Origin of the sequence: Malaciobacter pacificus (assembly GCF_004214795.1) — a bacterium.
GTDB lineage: Bacteria > Campylobacterota > Campylobacteria > Campylobacterales > Arcobacteraceae > Malaciobacter_A > Malaciobacter_A pacificus.
Genome location: NZ_CP035928.1, coordinates 2,333,310 through 2,352,863 on the forward strand (window position 1 = coordinate 2,333,310; position 19,554 = coordinate 2,352,863).

A 19,554-nucleotide genomic window follows, 5' to 3' on the forward strand; every position below is an offset into this window, starting at 1 on the left:
ATATTATTCATCTTCTTTTGCAAACTTTTTATATAAGAAGTCTAAAATTGCTTCTCTACATCTAATATATTCTGGGTCACTTTGAAGTGCAACTCTATCTCTTGGTCTATCTAATTTTACTTCTAAGATTTCACCAATTGTTGCTTCTGGACCATTTGTCATCATAATAACTCTATCACTTAATAAAACAGCTTCATCAATATCATGAGTAATGATAATAACTGTATTTTGAACTTTTTGTTGAATTCTCATTAAGTGTTCTTGTAAGTTTGCTCTTGTTAATGAATCAAGTGCGCCAAATGGCTCATCCATTAATAAAACATCTGGTTGAATTGATAAAGCTCTTGCAATACCAACTCTTTGTTTCATACCACCTGAAATCTCTCCAGGGAATTTATCTTTTGCATGATCTAAATTTACCATAGAAACAAAATGTTCTACTCTTTCTTTCAATTCAGCTTTTGAAAGTCCTGGCATTACTTTTTTTACTGCCATTTCGATATTTTGATAAACAGTTAACCATGGAAGTAATGAGTGGTTTTGAAAAACTACAGCTCGCTCTGGACCTGGTCCAGTTATTTCTTTATTATTTAAAATAATATTTCCACCAGTTTGTGCATCAAGTCCTGCAATCATATTTAAAAGTGTTGATTTACCACAACCACTATGCCCAATAATTGAGATAATTTCATTTTTCTTAATATTTACATTTACATTAACTACAGCTTTGTACTCTTTTCCACCTGGCAGTGGGAAAGTTTTATCAATATTTTCTAATTGTAAGAATTTTTCAAATTTATTATTTGCGCTCATTTTATATCCTTTACCTTACATCTTTTTTCTGTAGTCAAAATAATCTGCTACTTTACCCATGATTAAATCAAGAATAAATCCAACTAAACCAACAACTATAATACCAATGATAATATTGTGATATGCAAGGTTATTATACTCATCCCAAATCCAAAATCCAATACCAATACCACCTGTTAACATCTCAGCTGCAACTATTACTAGCCAAGCAATTCCAAGTGATAGTCTCATACCTGTAAAGATATAAGGAACAGCAACTGGTAGAATAATCTTAGTAATCTTTTCAAGTGGATTAAACCTTAAAACCTTTGCAACATTTAAGTAATCATCACTAACATTTTTTACACCAAGTGCAGTGTTTATAATAATAGGCCAAATCGATGTCACAAAAATTGTAGACATTGCTGTGCTATCAATATCTTTAAAAGCAAATAGCAATAAAGGTAACCAAGCAAGTGGAGAAACTGGCTTGAATATTTGAATAAATGGATCAAGGGCATATTGAATATTTTTACTCATACCAATAGCAAGTCCTACTGGAACACCGACAATTACTGCGATAATAAATCCAGCGAATACTCTTTTAAGTGATTCCATCACTTGCCAGAAAATCCCTTTATCATCTTGGTTTTCTATATAAAATGGATCAGATAAAACACCTTCTAATTCTTCACCATCACTAGTAACTCCACCAAAGGCATATACATATGTATCACCTGGCGTTGGAAAACCTGGAATCATATTTGATACAGTTGACCAAACTTGTATAATAATTGCCAATACAATTAAAGGCAATACTATTTTTTTCAATAACTCTTTATTCATCACTCTTCCTTTTTTTACTACTAAATTGTCCTTTTGAATGTCTAAAAAATAAACATTCAAAAGGACAAAGCTCAAATGAGCTTTTCCTTTAAAATAATTTCGAGTTTGTCATTACTTCTTAGTAACATATTTTGGATCTGCACAACCTGCTGGTCCATATGGACAAACATATGAAGGTTGTTTAGTATCAACTTTCCAGTTATTAACTTTTAATAATTCTTCTTTTGAAACTTTTGGGTTAGTTACAGCAAATGTGTCATAGATATACTCAACTGCTTTATTTGGATCCCAAACTTTTCCATCAATAAATTTATTGTATTCATCAACACCATCTTTTTTCCAAGGACTTGGAGGTAATGTATATCCAACCTCTTTTGCAACATCTGAGAATAAATCAGGTCTATAAACTTTTTCAATAGTTGCTTTCATATCAACAGGTTTTTCAAGTTGTCCCCATCTATACATTTGTGTAATAAACCACATACCATGAGAGTAAAATGGGTAAGATGCATAGTAATTAGCAAATGTATTGAACATTGGGTTTGCTGAGTCTACACCTTTGTTATAAAGGAATGTTCCAGACATAGATTTTTGTAAAACATTTTTAGGAGCTTTTACATAATTCTTTTGAGCTAAATATTTAATAGCCTCTTCTCTATTTTCCCAAGATTCATCTAACCACATTTGAGCTTTAATAACTGCTCTCATAACTGCTTTTGTAGTTTCAGGGTATTTTTCGACAAAATCAGCTCTTGCTTGTAAAACTTTTTCAGGGTTGTTGTTCCAAATATCATAATTAGTTACAAGGGCACTTCCTTGACCTTTAAGTACTATTCTTGAATTCCAAGGCTCACCAACACAGTAACCTTCAATATTTCCAGCTATTAAGTTTTGAGGCATTGTTGGTGGAGGAAATGGTTTAATAGTTGTATCTTCATCTGGTTTAATTCCAGACCCAGCCATCCAATATCTTAACTCATAGTTATGAGTTGAAACTGGATGTACCATACCAAAATTTAATGGTTGATAATTATTATCTTCAGCTGCTTTTTTTGCATCAATATATTTTTTTAAACTATCAGCTGATACAGGTCGAGCTGTTTTATCTAAACCATATTTTTCCATCTCACTAATAATATTATTACCATAAGTAATTGCATTACCGTTAAAATCAAGTGATAAAAGCGCTTGTAAGTGAGCATCTCCATTAATACCTAAAGTTGCAGCAATTGGCATACCTGCTAAGGCATGAGAAAAATCATACTCACCAGAGATAACTTTTTGCTGAATACCAGGCCATCCTCCACCTTCTTTAGCAACATGAACATCTAAACCTTCTTCCTCAAAAAAACCTTTTTCCTTTGCAATTACTAATGGAGCACAATCAGTTAGTGCAATAAAACCAATTTTCAATTTTGTTTTTTCAGGTGCAGCAAGTAAAGAACTAGCAACAATAGAAATTCCCAAACCAACTTTTAACGCTTGTTTTAACATTTTATCTCCTTGAATGTTGTGATAAAACAATTATAACAACAAAATTTTATTAAATTTACAATTTTATTGTTTATTTTATGTACAGTTTTTTCTTAATTTTTCATTAAAATATAGTAGAATATAGATTGTTTATTAGTATAATACTGATTTTATGTGAATTTTTATATTATATAAACTTAATTATACATTAATTCTTATATTATTTTAAAAGGTTTAAAATGTTAATAAAATCTGTTTGTGGCTACTGTGGTGTTGGCTGTGGTTTAGAATTCGAAAAAGATAGATTAGTCGGAGATGTAATTTATCCAACTAATGAAGGAAAAGTATGTTCAAAGGGTGTTTCAGAACTTATAAGTATACAAACACCTACAAGATTATTAAGACCTCATATAAGAGAAGATATAAATGATGATTTTAAAGTTAGTTCTTGGGAAGATACAATAAATACAATTGCAAAAAAGATTCTTCAAACACCAAAAGAGAAAATTGGTTTTTATCTATCAGGTCAACTTTTAACAGAAGATTACTATATAGCAAATAAATTAGGTAAAGGATTTATTGGAACTAATAATGTAGATACAAATAGTAGAACCTGTATGGCAAGTGCAGTAGTTGCATATAAAAAATCAATTGGAATTGATTATGTTCCAGTTAGTATGAATGATATTTTTCAATCTAATCTTCTAATTTTAATTGGAGCAAATACAGCTGAAGCACATGTAGTATTTCACAACCGAATAAAAAAAGCTAAAAAAGCTGGCTTGAAAATAGTTGTAATTGACCCAAGATTTACAGATACTGCAAAAATTGCAGATTTATATTTACCTATAAAGCCAGGAAGTGATATTGATCTTTTAAATCTTATATCAAAAAGAATTATTGATGAGGATTTAATTGACCATGATTTTGTCTCAAATCATGTTAATAATTTTGATTTATTAGTTAACAAATTTAAAAGAATCCCTGTTACTAAGATGTTAAAAAGAACAGGTCTTACAAAAGAACAATTTGAAGATTTCTGGATATTATTTAAAGAAAGCCCAAATATTATCTCTGCATGGACTATGGGACTAAATCAAAGTGTTCAAGGAGTTGATAAAAATCTGGCACTTATTAATATTCATTTATTAACTGGTAAAATATTCAAACTTGGTAATGGTCCTCTTTCATTAACAGGACAACCAAATGCAATGGGAGGGAGAGAAGTTGGTGGACTATCCACTATGCTTGCTGTTCATTTAGGTTTTGATAAAGAGTCTATTAAAAAAGTAAATGAGTTTTGGAAAACAAATAAAGTAAATGATTCAAAAGGTCTAACTGCAACTGAAATGTTAGATAATAAACTTGATGTTTTAATCATCTGTCATACAGACCCTGTCTATCATTTACCAAATAGAAATAAAGTAGAGCAATTAATCAAGAAAATTCCATTTGTTGTAGAAATAAATGCATATGAAAATTCTGAGAGTGCTAAGTTTTCACACATAAGATTACCAGCAGCTCCTTGGGGTGAAAAGGAAGGAACGCAAACTAATCTAGATAGAACTGTAACTAAACAAGAAAAACTAACAAGAACCTCAATTGATTGTAAACCTGATTGGGAAATATTTATGCTAATTGCTCATCAATTAGGTTTCCAAAATGAGTTTAACTATAAATGTCCAGAAGATATTTTCAAAGAGTATCAAGAGATGACAAAACTAAATCCTCATATCAATATGTATGATACTTCTTATGAACAGTTAGAAAAAGAGCCATTCATTTGGGGAGAAGATATTAGAAAAAACAGACAATTTTTTACTCCAAATAAAAAAGCAAATTTACATTTTGTTGAAAATAAACTTCTTAGTGAAAAAACAAATCTAAAATATCCTTTTATTTTATTAACAGGAAGAACAAGAGATCAATGGCATAGTGGAACAAAAACAAATCTTCCAAGAACTTTACTTAAGTACAAAGATTTAAATTTTTGTGAAATAAGTAGTGAAGATGCTAAAAAACTAAATATAGATGATGGAGATGAAATAAGAGTTAGTTCTAAAAGAGGTGAGATCACTACAAAAGCCTTAATTACTGACTCAATTAATACAGGAACAATATTTATTCCAATAAGTAATAGAGAAATCAACTATCTAACAAATGATTTATTAGATAAAGACTCATTGCAACCTGATTATAATCACTCTGCTGTAAAAATAGAAAAAAATTAGGATTTAGTAAATAAAAAGGTAGGTATTTACCTTTTTATTTTAGGAGTTCAAATGAATAAAATTAGTCTAAATTAAAAAGGCTTCGCGTTTCCTTCTTAACTCTTATAGTAATTATAAACCCTAATAATTAATAGTAACCTAATACTTAGTTAATGAATAATTAATAATATGTTTATTTTAATCTATATCCTATTCCTGAAACATTAATAATATACTTTTCACCTATTTTTTTTCGTAAATCTCTCACTACACTTCTAATTGCAGACTGACTCATTAAAGCACCACCCCAAACAATATTCTCTATCTCTTCATAGGTGAATGTTTTATTATCATTAGAAAGTAATAATTTTAAAAATAAAAACTCTTTTTTATTTAAATGAATTTCAAGCTCACTAATAAATAAAGATTTTTTATCACTTTCTAAATATATATCGTCATCAATTTTTATAATCATAGGTTGAGTTTTTTCAAGATTTTTTAAATAGGCTTCAAAGGTTTCAAAGAGTTCATTTTCAATGATAGGCTTAACAAGATATCTATTTATTCCTTTTTCAATTGCTTTAAATAGTAACTCTTTATCAGTATGAGCTGAAACAATTATTTTATATGAAGTAGAATCTCTTTTTATAAGTTCTTCAAGTAATTCAAATCCACTCATATTTGGCATTTTTAAATCTGTCATAACTATATCAGGTAAATATTGTTCATACTTATCTAATCCATCATGTCCATCAATTGCAGTGTGTACTTCTTTAAAAAAGAACTTTAACATAGAAGCTAAATTTTCTCTAATAGTTTTTTCATCTTCAACAATCAGTATCGTTTTTGATTTTAGTCTTTCCATCTTAAGCCTCCAAATCTTCATATAAAGGAACAGATATTATAAAATTTGCACCAACGCTTGTATTTTCAACTTCAAGTGTACCTTGCATATGTTTTACAATAATCTCTTTTGAAATATATAAACCAATTCCAGTACCACTATTATCTTTAGTAGTAAAATATGGCTCAAAGATTTTATTTAAATCTTCAAAAGGAATTCCTCCACCATTATCTTTTATTTCACAATAAGCATAAGCATCATCTTTGGATAAATGTATTTCTATCTTTGGTTTTTCAACTCTTTTTTCTATTAAAATATCTTTTGCATTTGAGATAATATTTAAAACAACTTGTGAAAACTCATTTGGATATCCAAATACATCTATCTCTTTTCTATTATATATTTGAAGATTTATATTGTAGTTTTCTAAAGTTGCTTTCATGATTTTATATGCTTTTCGAACCTCAGTTCTTATATCAAAAATCTCTTTTTCTTTATTTGGTTTAAAAAAGTTTCTAAAATCATCAATAGTTTGAGACATATATTTTAATTGTTCATTTGCCTCACCCATAGTTTTATCCATGAAGTTTTTATCAGCTCCTTGTGATATTGCAGTCCATTTAATATTCATCATAATAGCACTTACTGCACTTATAGGTTGTCTCCATTGGTGGGCAATATTTCCTATCATTTCACCAAGTGCTGCTAATTTTGACTGTTGTATTAAAAGATTCTCTTTTTCCCTTTGTTTTGATAACTCAACTTCTACTTTTTTATGAAGTGTTTTATTAAATTCATCTAACTCATTTACCTTGGCTTCAAGGGATGCATTAAGTTCAGAAATTTTTTCTTCATCAACTCTTTTTATATTTTGATGAATTAATAAAGTTAAAATTGCTCCAATACCTGCTGCAATTAAGAAAAACAAACTCTGCTCTTTATCTTCATTAATTAACTTTAATTTCTCAAACTCATCTTTTACTTCAAAGGATACAGATATTCCACCTCTAATATCCCCTACTTTATATCCTTGGTGGGCATGACAAGCTAAACACTCTTTTTCAGTAACAAGTGCACCCATAAACTTAAAACTATCATCTTTTATTTCCCAATAGTATGGTGCTTTTATATTTTTATCAAAATAGTTTAAAATCTTTTCTTCAAATTCATCTGGAGCATTATTTTTATTTATTAATTTTGTACTTGTTATTTTTAGTTTAAAACCATCCCTTTGACTTGCTATGTTTGAAATTTGTCTTGTCATAAATGCAGGATTTACCCAAACTAATTTCTCACCATCTTCTGATTTTATATATCCAGGATTTAAATATGGATTTGGTTCAAGCTTATCAGACTTTACATAAACACCTTCATATTGAGCATTCCAATGTCTCATATCAACTATTAGATTAAATATTGCCAAGGCTTTATTTTTTAAACTCTCTTCAAGCAACTCTTCTTGAACTTGATATGAACTTTTAATAGTATGTCCAATTAAAGCAAATAAAGATAATAAGAAAAATACAAATAGATAAATTAAAGACCTTTTTATAAAAATTCCTTTTTATTTCAATTATACAATAATTAAAACAACTCATTTGTTTATTTTTTATACAGATAATTTTATTTATCCTATTTTTTTCCTCACTTTTCTTGTTTTAATGCTTATGTGAAAAACATAAGACAAGAAAAAATAAAAAAAGGAGTTCGAAATGTCGTATATTAACCCTTCAGAATTTGCTACAAAAATGGTAGATGCTGGTGAAGAAAAAGTGTTTATGTCTACAAAAGATACTTTAATTAGAGCTTATATGGCTGGCGCAATTTTAGCATTAGCTGCAGTTTTTGCAATCACAGTTGCAATGAAATCAGGTTCACCAATCTTAGGGGCATGTTTATTCCCTGTTGGTTTTATCATGTTATATTTCATGAAATTTGACCTTTTAACAGGTGTATTTACTTTAGTACCTTTAGCATGGATTGATAAAAGACCTGGAGTTACAATTCCTCAAATCTTAAGAAACTGGGGATTAGTTGCACTTGGTAACTTTGGTGGGGCCTTCACTGTTGCTTGTATGATGGCTTTTATTTTTACAGTTGGTTTTAATACTGATGGTGGAGCAATTGCTCAAAAAGTTTCTACAATTGGTGAATCTAGAACTTTAGGTTATGCTGCTTATGGGACTGATGGTTGGTTAACAGTATTTATTAGAGGTATGTTATGTAACTGGATGGTATCTATGGGTGTTGTTGGAGCTATGATTTCAACTTCTGTTTCTGGTAAATGGTTAGCAATGTGGATGCCAATTATGCTGTTCTTCTTCATGGGGTTTGAACACTCAATTGTTAATATGTTTTTATTCCCATTTTCTATGATTATGGGTGGAGATTTCACAGTTGTTGATTACTTATTATGGAATGAACTTCCAGTTGCATTAGGTAACTTAGTTGGTGGATTAGTATTTGTTGGATTAATGATTTACTACACTCATGTTAAAACTGGTGCAAAAAGAAATTTAACAAGAAATACAAAAGAAGAACAAAAAGCTGCATAAGAGCTAAACAGATTATTTAATTTTATATACATATAGGGAAGTATTCGCGCTACTTCCCTTTTTTTAAATTAATAAGATATTAAAAAGGGACTTTAATATGAATAAAAATCTATCCATATCATATGGTCACTATTCAACTAAAGGAATCAAACAAATCAATCAAGATTATCATGATTATGTAATTCCTAAAGAACCACTTCTAACAACAAAAGGTATAACTGTATGTATTGCTGATGGTATTAGTAGTAGTAACGTTAGTCAAGAAGCTAGTCGTGTTAGTGTACAATCTTTTTTAGAAGATTATTACTGTACAAGTGAAGCTTGGAGTGTTGAGACTTCAGGGACTAAAGTTTTAAGTGCAAATAACTCTTGGCTATATGCTAAAAATAAAGAAAACCGATACCATCTTGAAAAAGATAGTGGTTTTGTATGTACATTTAGTGGTTTAGTTTTAAAATCTACTACTGCTCATATCTTCCATGTTGGAGATATTCGAATCTATAAACTAAGAAACAATGAACTAACTCAATTAACAACTGATCATAGGACATGGGTATCAAATGAAAAAAGTTACTTAGCTAGGGCTATGGGTATTGATTGTGTTTTAAATATTGATTACAAGTCAACATCTTTGGAAAAAGATGATGTTTTTTTACTAATGAGTGATGGTGTTTATGAGTTTATTTCAAATGAAACATTTATAGAAAAAGTAAACTTCTATGAAGGTGATTTAAATTTACTAAGTGAAGACTTAGTAAACCTTGCTTTAGAAAATGGTAGTGATGATAATTTAACTTTGCAAATAGTTAAAATAGATAATTTACCAAATAAAGACTCAAATGAATTAGTAAATGAAATCACTGAAAAACCAACACCAGAACTTTTAAGTGAAGGTGACAAGATTGATGGATTTGAAGTTTTAAAAGTTTTAAATAAAAACTCAAGAAGCCATGTGTATTTAATAAGAGATGAAAAAACTAATAAAAAAGTAGTTCTAAAAGCTCCATCTCATGAAAAAAGAGATGATATTGCTTATTTAGAAAGTTTCTTACTTGAAGATTGGATAGCAAGAAGAATCAATAATAAATATGTAGTAAAAGCTTATGATTTAGATAGACCAAAAGATTATCTATATATTTTAACTCAATATTTTGAAGGTCAAACTCTAACTCAATGGATGAGAGACAATCCAAAACCAGCTTTACAAGAAATAAGAGCAATAATTAGTCAAATAGCAAGTGGACTTCAAGCATTTCATACTTTAGAGATGGTAAATCAAGATTTAAGACCAGAGAATATCTTAATAAATAAAGATAATCAAATTAAGATTATAGATTTTGGGGCAACTAAAGTTGAAGGTATTATGGAGATTGATAGTTTTGCTGAACAGTTTAATATCCAAGGTACAGCTTTATACACTGCACCTGAATATTTTATAGGTGAACAAGGAAGTGCAAAATCAGATATTTTCTCACTTGCAGTAATAATTTATCATATGCTAAGTGGAGAGTTCCCATATGGAAATGATGTTGCAAAATCAACATCAAAATCAGCACAGAACAGACTAAAGTATAAACCCTTAGTTCACAGTAGAGTAAAAGTACCACAATGGTTTGAAGAAGCTTTAAAAAAAGGATTGAGTGTTAGTTCTATAAATAGATATAACTTACTTAGTGAGTTTATTTATGATTTAGAAAAACCAAATAAGAATTTTTCTTCTAAACACACTCCAGCAATTATGGAAAAAGATCCTGTGACTTTTTGGAAAGTAGTTGCATTAATACTATTAATAATAAATACTTATCTAGTATTAAATTAATGTAATATTAAGCTTTAGGATATTAATTAGGATCACTATAAATATTATAAGAGATTTATATAATGTAAATTTAAGATTTAATGAATAGAAAATATACAAATTTTACACAACAAATTCCATTTAATATGGAATAATAAATTTAATAGATTAAAAGGATTAAAAGTGAAAGAAAAACTAGTAGTTATCGGTAACGGAATGAGTGGTTTAAGGGTTATTGAAGACCTTCTTGAACTAGAAAATGACAAGTATGATATTACTGTTTATGGGGATGAACCTTACGTAAACTATAATAGAATCATGCTTTCATATATTTTATCACAAGAAAAAACATTTGAAGATACTATCATCAATCACCAATCTTGGTATGATGAAAACAATATTACTTTAAATAAAGGTGATAAAGTTGTATCAATAAATAAAGAAGATAAAACTATTACTTCAAAGAGTGGAAAAATAGAATCATACGATAAACTTTTAATTGCAACTGGTTCTAATCCTTTTATTCCTACAACACCTGGAAGTGATTTAAATAATGTAATCGCTTTTAGAAACAAAGCTGATGTTGATACAATTATTTCAACTATTGATAAATCTAAAACTGCTGTTGTAGTTGGTGGTGGACTACTTGGGCTTGAAGCTGCTTATGGTATTGCTATGCATGGAGTTAAGACTATCTTAGTTCATAGAAGTGGTTCTATTTTATCTCAACAATTAGATACTACTGGTGGAAGACTTTTACAAAAAAATCTAGAGAGTTATGGAATTGAGTTTAAATTAAACACAACTGTAAAAGAAATCTCTGGTACTACTGAAGTTGAAACAGTAACTTTTAGTGATGGAAAATCTGTTGAATCTAATATCGTGGTATTTGCAACAGGGATTATTCCAAATAAAGAGTTAGCAATTGATGCAGGACTTGAATCTAAAAAAGGTATCTTAGTAGATGATTTCATGAAAACCTCTGATGAATCAATCTTTGCAGTTGGTGAGTGTGTTGAACACAATGGAAATACTTATGGATTAGTAGCACCACTATATGAGCAAGGTAAAGTTTTAGCTAAAAAATTAGCTGGAAAAGAAGTTGAAGGTTATAGTGGTTCAACACTATCAACTAGACTTAAAATCTCTGGAGTTGATTTATTTAGTGCAGGAGATTACTTAGGTGATGAAACAACTGAAGAATTAATTTTACTTGATGAAAAAGTTGGAGTATATAAAAAACTTGTAATTTATGATAATAAAATTATTGGTATCGTACTTTATGGTGATACTGCTGATGCATCTTGGTATTTAAAACTTTTAAAAGAACACACAGATATAAGTGATTTAAGAACAAAAATCTTATTTGGAAAATCAGCTCTTGGTGATTCAGGTCACGGTGGTGATGATGTAAACTCTATGAGTGATGATGAAGAAGTTTGTGGATGTAATGGTGTTTGTAAAGGTGATATTGTAAATGCTATTAAAGACAAAGATTTAAAATCTTTAGATGATGTAAAAGGGTGTACAAAAGCTGGTGCTTCTTGTGGGTCTTGTATTGGTTTAGTTGAGCAAATTTTAGTAAATACTTTAGGTGATGAGTATGATAACACTCCACAAGGGATTTGTGGATGTACAGATAAAGGTCACGCAGAGATTAAACAAATCATTGATGAAGGTGACTTTGATAATGTTTATGATGTATTTAAAAAAGCACAATGGAAGACTGAAGATGGATGCGCAAAATGTAGACCAGCAGTTAACTACTACTTATTAGCAAAATACAATGATGATAAATATATGAATGATAAAAGAAGTGCTTTAGTAAATGATAGAAACTTTGCAAATATCCAAAAAGATGGAACATACTCAGTAGTTCCAAGAATCTGGGGTGGTCTTACAACTCCAAAAGAGTTAAAAGATATTGCTGATATTGCTGTTAAATATGAAGTTCCTACTATTAAATTTACAGGTGGTCAGAGACTTGATATGTTTGGTGTTACAAAAGAGCAATTAGCACCTATGTGGAAAGATTTAAATGATTGTGGATTTGTATCTGGTCAAGCATATGCAAAAGGTTTAAGAACTGTTAAAACATGTGTAGGAAATACTTATTGTAGATTTGGAACACAAGACTCTATGGGAATGGGTGTAAAATTAGAAAAACTTACTTGGGGTTCATGGACACCGCACAAATATAAAATTGCAGTATCAGGATGTCCTAGAAACTGTGCAGAAGCTACAATCAAAGACTTTGGTGTAATTGGTGTTGATTCAGGATGGGAATTACATATTGCAGGAAATGGTGGTATCAAAGTTAGAGTTACAGATTTACTATGTAAAGTAGAGACTGAAGAAGAAGTTTACGAATATACAAAAGCATTTATGCAATTCTATAGAGAAGATGCTTACTACTTAGAAAGAACAGCTCACTGGATTGAAAGAGTTGGATTACAATATATCAAAGATGATATGTTAAATGAAGAGAAAAGAAAATACTGGGCAGCTAGATTTGATGAATCACAAAAATCAGCACAAGTTGACCCATGGGCAAAAGCAATCGAAGATGGATTTACTAAAGAGTTTGATAAAATCGTAATTAATCCAGAAGATTCACATAGTTTTGAGCCAAAAGGAGTATAAAAATGGCATGGTACAAAATCACAGAAGTAGAAAGCATCCCTTCAATGGGTTCAAGGATTGTAAAAATTGGTGAAATAGAAATTGCTATTTTTAAAACAAAAGATGGCTCAATCTTTGCTATTAATAATATATGCCCTCACAAACAAGGAAAACTTAGTGAAGGTTTAGTGCATGAAAATGTAGTAACTTGTCCCCTACATAATTGGGATGTAGATTTAGCAAGTGGCGAAGCACTTGGTAATGATTCTGGTTGTACTAATGTCTATGAATCAAAAATCGAAGATGGTTTAGTATATTTAAACTTTATAACTAAATAATTAAGAAACTTACATAGATATTACATCTTACTTACATAAAAATTACATTTAAATTATAACATTTCCTAAAGACTTTAAAAAAGGAAATGTTATGAACAGATTTAAACAATTAGGTTTTTCAGTTGTTGTTGCTGGTATGCTTATTGGTTGTGGAGGTAGTTCTTCAAGTGATACCTCATCATCTGCAACTTTAATTGATGATTTTGTACAAGGAGTAAAAGTAGTTTACTCAAATGGCTCAGCAGATGCTTATACAGATGCAAATGGTAACTTCCCATATACAGATGGTAGTGTTGAGTTTTATGTAGGAGATGTAAAACTTGGTACAGTAACTGCAGTACCAGTTGATGGGAAAATATTTTTACAAGATATTATAGGTGTTCCTAGAACTGATACTTCTAATGCTGATGTTATAAAATTAGGTAGATTTTTACAATCACTAGATTCTGACCCATCTACTGATGCTATTGAAATTGATCAAACTAACTTTGATTTATTTGAAGATCCAAATGATACGCAAACAGATTTATTAGATAGTGGAACTGTTGTTGATACTTTATTAGGTAATGCAGGGTTTTCAGGAAAGGCAATTGTTAGTGAAGAAAAAGCTAGAAGACATATTGAAAATATTTTAGAATTCCATGGTGTTGCAAGTACTACACCTGCTACATTAACATTTGATGATCAAGCATCTAATATCAGTGATGGAGATACTAATGTTGATATTGAAGCTGATTTTGAGCTTGTATTTAATGATGATATTCCAAGACAATATCTAACAGACAGTTACTTTATATTAACAAACGATTCTGATAATTCAACAGTTGCTGTAGAATTTGATACAGAAATTGATTCTAATGGTAATTTTGTAGTAACTATTACACCTCTTGCTGATTTAGACAATAGTACTAATTATACTTTAACTATTAAAAATACTATTAAAAACTATGCAGGAACTGATATTGATTTAGGTGGTACTACTGACAAAGTTATTACTTTCTCTACTGAAGCTGCAGCTAATTTAGCTCCTGTTGCTAATGCTGGTGCTGATCAAACTGTAACTAGTGGAACTAGTGTAACTTTAGATGCAAGTTCTTCATCTGATAGTGATGGTACTATTGCTTCTTATTCTTGGGCGGAGGGTTCTACTGTTCTTTCTACAAACTCATCATTTAGCAAATCTGATTTCTCTGTTGGAACTCATAATATTACTTTAACAGTAACTGATGATGACGGTGCTACTTCTACTGATGATGTAATTGTTACTGTTAATGCTGCTGCGAATGTTATTCCTGTTGCTAATGCTGGTGCTGACCAAACTGTAACTCAAGGTTCTACTGTTACTATTGATGGTTCAGCTTCATCTGATAGTGATGGGTCTATTGTTTCTTATCAATGGATGGAAGGTAGTACTTTATTATCAAACAATGCTTCATTTACTAAATCTGATTTTACAGTTGGTACTCATACTTTAGCTTTAACTGTTACTGATAATAACAATGGTGTTCACACTGATACTGTTACTATTACTGTTAATGCTGCACCTGCTGGTGGTAATACTGGTGGGAATACGACTAATAATCCATTAATTATAGATATTGATACAACTAAAGCTCCTTTATCATATGCAACTAATAATTCAAATACTACGGATACAGAGTTTAGTATAAAAAATACTCATATAGGAAGTATACTAAGTATAGATTGTGAGAATGATGGTACGCAAGAAACAACATCACTTGCATATAATACTATCTATACATGTACTTATCCATCAGCTGGCAGTTATCAAGTATCAATAAAAGAAGAAGCTAAAAATGATTCTAATTATGTAGGAAGTGCTTTAAGTTTCCTAGATTCAAATAATAAAAAAGAAACTCATAAAATTGTTCAGGTTTCTAGCTGGGGTGACATAGAATGGTCTAATATGCAAAGGTTATTTGCTTATGCAAATAATTTAACAGGAATTGCTTCAAATGCAGGTGTTCCAAATTTAACAAGAGCAACATCACTATATGGTTTATTTCAATATGCATCTTCATTTAATGCAGACTTAAATTTATGGAATGTATCAAATATAGAAAGAATGGATTTTTTATTTAGTGGAGCAACAAGCTTTAATGGAAATATCTCTAGCTGGGATGTATCTAAAGTAACTAACTTAGCTTATACATTTTTTAATGCTTCATCGTTTAATCAAGATATTAGTGGATGGGATGTTAGTAGTGTTCAAAGTATGAGCTGGTTATTTAATAATGCTTCATCATTTAATCAATATATTGGTGGATGGAATGTTAGTAGTGTGTTAGATATGGGAAGAATGTTTACAAATGCAACAGCATTTAATCAAGATATTGGAGCATGGGATGTAAGTTCTGTTACAACAATGGAATCAATGTTCCAAGGAGCATTAGCCTTTAATCAAGATATCAGCAGATGGGATGTTAGTAATGTGACAAATATGAGTATGATGTTCTTTGGTTCAAATAATAGTTCCTCTTCATTTAACCAACCTATTGGGGCTTGGGATATCTCTAGCGTAACAAACATAAGTTCTATGTTCCAAAATGCAACAGTATTCAATCAAGATTTATCAAACTGGATGAACACAAAAAACTCTAGTTTATCTGTGAATAGAGGTATGTATTCATGGTCAGGTATGAGTACAGCTAACCAAGCTACATTCCCTGTAGATTAATATAAATAAAAAGAGAAGTAAAACTTCTCTTTAAAACACAAAAGGAAAAAACATGAAAAAATATTTAAAAACTCTATTAACATTTGGTCTATTATTTAGTTCTACTGCTTATGCAAATGCATTTGATCCAGCATCTGTTCCTTGTGCTATGGATGCAAAAGATTATAAAAAAATGTATATAGGTTCAAAGGGTGATTATGAGTGGAAAAAAGGCCTTAATCAAATCACTAAAAGTACAGGTTATTTTGATACAAAAAAATTAACTCCAAAGGGTAAAAACTCTTGCGAAGTTAAACTTACTCAACATCAGTGTTTAACGATGTTTTTAGATGAAAATTGGGAGAAAAAATTTGGTACAAGTAATCCAGAATTTTCTTGTGTAAATTTAAGAACTGGTCAAACTGTTCCAACTGGAGAAATTGCATATAAAAACAAAGTTGCAGAGAGAATGATAAAAATGAGATGTCCAAATGAAAATGGTATTTCAAAATGTTCAAATGACTCAAACTCTAAAAGAGGTAATGACTTTACTTCAATGTTAAAGAAAAACAAATGGGAAATGGAATCAGTTTGTGCAGGATATATTAGAGAGCCAAGATTCTTTAAAGAAGGTAAAGTTGGAGACACAGCTTTATGTGCATTAACAAATCAAAAAGGTGAAGCTTTATATAAAGTTTTAATTCCTATGGAATATAGTTATAATGCTCCTTTAAAGAAAATTGATGGGAAAACAATAACTTTTAAACCAGCTTCTGGTCAAGCAACTTCAATAGGTTCAGTTCCATCTCCAAAAGAAGCTATGGAAAATACAACTCAAAACAATAGTAGTTCTTCGAATCCTATGGATAAAATCGAAGAGATAAAAGCTGTTGGTGATTCTTTGAAGAAAGCATTTAGTTTTTAATTAAAGAGAAGTTAATCTTCTCTTTGATTTAATATAAAAAACAAAATTGGATTATTTTTGAATTTAAAATTTAAAATCTCTATACTACACATTGCAGTAAGTTTTATCACGATATTTTTTATATATATGGTTTATGATACATATGTATTAAGTCAAAAAGATGAAATAAAAAAACAACTAACAAGAATCTTAAACTTAAATCAAGCACATATGCAAAAAAGCTTAGTTCGTATAAATCAATTACTAGAAAATAAAAAAGAATTAACTCAAGAAATACATTTGTCTTTACACAATCACTTAAAGGAAAATCCTAAAGCTAATTTGCAAGAGTTAAGAAATAATATAAAAAAAGAGTTTCAATTAGAAAATAAAAAAGTAGATATAGAAGTTTTCTTAGTAGATAAGTATTATTATAGAGTTATAGACTCAACAGAAGCAAAAAACTTAAATAGAAATCTAAGTTTTAATAAAAAATCAAAAGAGAGTTTAGATTCATTATCATATATTGACCAATATAATCGTTCAAATGATGTATCTGTAGACTTTTTAGATTATGAACTTAAGAACTATTCTTACTCAAAATTGGAGGAAGAGCTTTACTTAGGACTTGGTGTTATTTATAAAGAAGCTTTAGATCATAGAAAAGATTTTGATGAAATGAGAAAAGTTGCAAACACACATATTGATTTATTTTGTGTGATGAAAGATAGTAATAATAATCTTTTTTATGAAAGTTTGGTTGCCCATAAAAAGCCTTATGAAACAACTGCTGATTACAACTCAAACATCAAAAGATATGCAAAAGATGAAATCACAAATAATCCAATTATAAAAACCTCAAAAAACTGGGAGGAGATGTCTGTAAAAAAAGATAATACTTTAAAGTTTTACATACCTCTTTTAAAAGAAGATAATCCTATTATGGGAATACCTGGGGATATAATTCTTCAAGTAGACTTAGATATATCACAAGAAAAAGAGTTTTTCCAAACAATCATATTTAAACTAATTTTATTTATAGTTATACACTTCATTTTACTTTTCATTATTTTTTACTTTACGAAAAAATATCAATCAATTCAAGAAAAACTTGAAAAAGAAAACAATAAACACAAAGATTTAGTTAATTATAATAAAAACTTTATTTCAAATATGGTTCATCAAATTAGAACCCCTCTATCAATTATTCTTACAAATATTTCTTTTATGGAAACCTTATTAAAAACAAATGTTTCTAAATATTCTAGTCAAGTTAATGCAGCAATTAATTCACTTTCAAACTCATATGAAAATCTTTCTTATTATATTTCATATAAAAACTTGAAATATACAAAAAGAAAAATAGACATATCAAATTTTATAAAAGAGAGAGTTATATTTTTTGATGAAATAGCACAAGCAAATAAAAAAAGTATTCTATTAAATATAAAAGAGAAATATGAAATTGATTTTAATGATATAGAGTTAGAAAGATTAATTGATAATAATATTTCAAATGCACTAAAAAATGGTGATATTGAAACAAATATAATTATTCGTTTTTATAAAAAAGATGATATTTACAACTTAGAATTCAAAGCCTATTCTAAAAATCTAGTTCTAAATAATCTATTTAAAAAAAGCGAAGAAACATTACTAAAAGATACTTCAAATACAAGTTTAGGAGTTTATGTAATTAAAAAAATATGTGAAAAAAATAAAATTATATATAAATGTGAAAAGAAAGATGATAGTTTCACATTTAAGTACTCATGGAAGTGACATGAATATTACTTCTTTTAGGTACACTTTTTTATATAAAAAGGATTAATAATATGGATTTTAATGTATTAGTAATTGAAGATGATGTTCAATTAAACTTTGTAATTTCTGAATATTTTAAAATGAAAAGCTACAACACAATTAGTATTCATGATGGGATTGAAGCTATTGATGAAATTGATAAAATTACAAATAGAGATATTAATTTATATGTAATTGATATAAATTTACCTTCCCTAAATGGTATTGATATTTTAAAATATATTAGAGAAAAAGATTCAACAACACCAATTATTATAATTACAGCATCTTTAGAAATTGAAAATTTTATCAAAGCTTTTGAATATGGTTGCAGTGAATACATAAAAAAACCTTTTCATATAAAAGAGTTAGAAGTTAGGGTAAATAAACTTTTAAATAATAATATTTCTACTATCCAATTTGATGATGATTTATACTATAACTTTAATACAAAAAGCTTTTTTTATAAAGAAAACGAAATAGAACTAAGAAATAAAGAAAAAAGACTAGTTGAAGTACTTTTACAAAATATAAATAAAATAGTGCCTGTTGAAATAATTTATGATTATGTTTGGGAAGGTGAGGAAAAAGATTCATTTCCATTAAGACAATTACTTGCAGATGTTAGAAAAAAACTACCATATGATATAATCAAAACAAAAATAAAACAAGGTTATATTATAGAAAACTAA

General features: G+C 28.9%; 14 protein-coding genes. 9 read left to right on the forward strand and 5 right to left on the reverse strand.

Going from position 1 to position 19,554, the window contains the following annotated elements; all coding sequences use genetic code 11:
- Positions 1 to 3 precede the first annotated feature (3 nt).
- From APAC_RS11745 to APAC_RS11755, 3 genes are all read right to left on the reverse strand, one after another.
- Positions 4 to 813 carry an ABC transporter ATP-binding protein gene (locus APAC_RS11745; protein WP_130234289.1) on the reverse strand — a complete coding sequence of 270 codons (810 nt, stop codon included), beginning with the start codon at positions 811 to 813 and terminating at the stop codon, positions 4 to 6.
- A gap of 15 nt (positions 814 to 828) precedes the next feature.
- Positions 829 to 1,638 (reverse strand): nitrate ABC transporter permease, encoded by an 810-nt coding sequence (gene ntrB, locus APAC_RS11750; protein ID WP_130234290.1) that lies wholly within the window; start codon positions 1,636 to 1,638, stop codon positions 829 to 831.
- Positions 1,639 to 1,749: 111 nt separating this feature from the next.
- Entirely contained in the window at positions 1,750 to 3,132 is a 1,383-nt protein-coding gene (locus tag APAC_RS11755) for a CmpA/NrtA family ABC transporter substrate-binding protein (RefSeq protein WP_130234291.1), read from the reverse strand.
- Positions 3,133 to 3,350: 218 nt separating this feature from the next.
- Between APAC_RS11755 and APAC_RS11760 the strand changes: the two genes are divergently transcribed.
- Entirely contained in the window at positions 3,351 to 5,342 is a 1,992-nt protein-coding gene (locus APAC_RS11760) for a molybdopterin oxidoreductase family protein (protein ID WP_130234292.1), read from the forward strand.
- A gap of 172 nt (positions 5,343 to 5,514) precedes the next feature.
- On the opposite strand, the gene APAC_RS11765 is transcribed toward APAC_RS11760, so the two are convergent.
- A complete protein-coding gene (locus tag APAC_RS11765; RefSeq protein ID WP_170170165.1) occupies positions 5,515 to 6,186 on the reverse strand; it encodes a response regulator transcription factor in 672 nt (223 codons plus the stop codon).
- A 1-nt stretch (position 6,187) separates the two neighbouring features.
- A complete protein-coding gene (locus APAC_RS11770; RefSeq protein ID WP_228255915.1) occupies positions 6,188 to 7,618 on the reverse strand; it encodes an ATP-binding protein in 1,431 nt (476 codons plus the stop codon).
- A 259-nt stretch (positions 7,619 to 7,877) separates the two neighbouring features.
- Between APAC_RS11770 and APAC_RS11775 the strand changes: the two genes are divergently transcribed.
- The 8 genes from APAC_RS11775 to APAC_RS11810 all read left to right on the forward strand — a co-directional run bounded on the left by APAC_RS11775 (position 7,878) and on the right by APAC_RS11810 (position 19,554).
- The gene (locus tag APAC_RS11775; RefSeq protein WP_130234295.1) at positions 7,878 to 8,720 is read left to right on the forward strand and encodes a formate/nitrite transporter family protein; all 843 of its coding nucleotides are present in this window, start codon (positions 7,878 to 7,880) and stop codon (positions 8,718 to 8,720) included.
- A gap of 97 nt (positions 8,721 to 8,817) precedes the next feature.
- The gene (locus tag APAC_RS11780) at positions 8,818 to 10,539 is read left to right on the forward strand and encodes a bifunctional protein-serine/threonine kinase/phosphatase (RefSeq protein ID WP_130234296.1); all 1,722 of its coding nucleotides are present in this window, start codon (positions 8,818 to 8,820) and stop codon (positions 10,537 to 10,539) included.
- A 162-nt stretch (positions 10,540 to 10,701) separates the two neighbouring features.
- Positions 10,702 to 13,161, forward strand: coding sequence for a nitrite reductase large subunit NirB (nirB, locus tag APAC_RS11785; protein ID WP_130234297.1), 2,460 nt, complete (start codon positions 10,702 to 10,704; stop codon positions 13,159 to 13,161).
- 2 nt (positions 13,162 to 13,163) lie between these two features.
- Entirely contained in the window at positions 13,164 to 13,478 is a 315-nt protein-coding gene (gene nirD, locus APAC_RS11790) for a nitrite reductase small subunit NirD (RefSeq protein ID WP_130234298.1), read from the forward strand.
- 91 nt (positions 13,479 to 13,569) lie between these two features.
- Complete coding sequence (locus tag APAC_RS11795) at positions 13,570 to 16,176, forward strand: BspA family leucine-rich repeat surface protein (protein ID WP_130234299.1); 2,607 nt, start codon at positions 13,570 to 13,572, stop codon at positions 16,174 to 16,176.
- 52 nt (positions 16,177 to 16,228) lie between these two features.
- A complete protein-coding gene (locus tag APAC_RS11800) occupies positions 16,229 to 17,080 on the forward strand; it encodes a hypothetical protein (RefSeq protein WP_130234300.1) in 852 nt (283 codons plus the stop codon).
- A 57-nt stretch (positions 17,081 to 17,137) separates the two neighbouring features.
- Positions 17,138 to 18,841 (forward strand): sensor histidine kinase, encoded by a 1,704-nt coding sequence (locus APAC_RS11805; RefSeq protein ID WP_130234301.1) that lies wholly within the window; start codon positions 17,138 to 17,140, stop codon positions 18,839 to 18,841.
- 53 nt (positions 18,842 to 18,894) lie between these two features.
- Positions 18,895 to 19,554, forward strand: coding sequence for a response regulator transcription factor (locus tag APAC_RS11810; RefSeq protein WP_130234302.1), 660 nt, complete (start codon positions 18,895 to 18,897; stop codon positions 19,552 to 19,554).

What these genes read in the sequence shown, in the direction of transcription:
- ntrB (WP_130234290.1), bottom strand. Translation starts at nt 1,638, where the DNA reads ATGAATAAAGAGTTATTGAAAAAAATAGTATTGCCTTTAATTGTATTG.
- APAC_RS11765 (WP_170170165.1), bottom strand. Translation starts at nt 6,186, where the DNA reads ATGGAAAGACTAAAATCAAAAACGATACTGATTGTTGAAGATGAAAAA.
- APAC_RS11745 (WP_130234289.1), bottom strand. Translation starts at nt 813, where the DNA reads ATGAGCGCAAATAATAAATTTGAAAAATTCTTACAATTAGAAAATATT.
- APAC_RS11755 (WP_130234291.1), bottom strand. Translation starts at nt 3,132, where the DNA reads ATGTTAAAACAAGCGTTAAAAGTTGGTTTGGGAATTTCTATTGTTGCT.
- APAC_RS11810 (WP_130234302.1), top strand. Translation starts at nt 18,895, where the DNA reads ATGGATTTTAATGTATTAGTAATTGAAGATGATGTTCAATTAAACTTT.
- APAC_RS11775 (WP_130234295.1), top strand. Translation starts at nt 7,878, where the DNA reads ATGTCGTATATTAACCCTTCAGAATTTGCTACAAAAATGGTAGATGCT.
- APAC_RS11795 (WP_130234299.1), top strand. Translation starts at nt 13,570, where the DNA reads ATGAACAGATTTAAACAATTAGGTTTTTCAGTTGTTGTTGCTGGTATG.
- APAC_RS11780 (WP_130234296.1), top strand. Translation starts at nt 8,818, where the DNA reads ATGAATAAAAATCTATCCATATCATATGGTCACTATTCAACTAAAGGA.
- APAC_RS11800 (WP_130234300.1), top strand. Translation starts at nt 16,229, where the DNA reads ATGAAAAAATATTTAAAAACTCTATTAACATTTGGTCTATTATTTAGT.
- nirD (WP_130234298.1), top strand. Translation starts at nt 13,164, where the DNA reads ATGGCATGGTACAAAATCACAGAAGTAGAAAGCATCCCTTCAATGGGT.
- APAC_RS11760 (WP_130234292.1), top strand. Translation starts at nt 3,351, where the DNA reads ATGTTAATAAAATCTGTTTGTGGCTACTGTGGTGTTGGCTGTGGTTTA.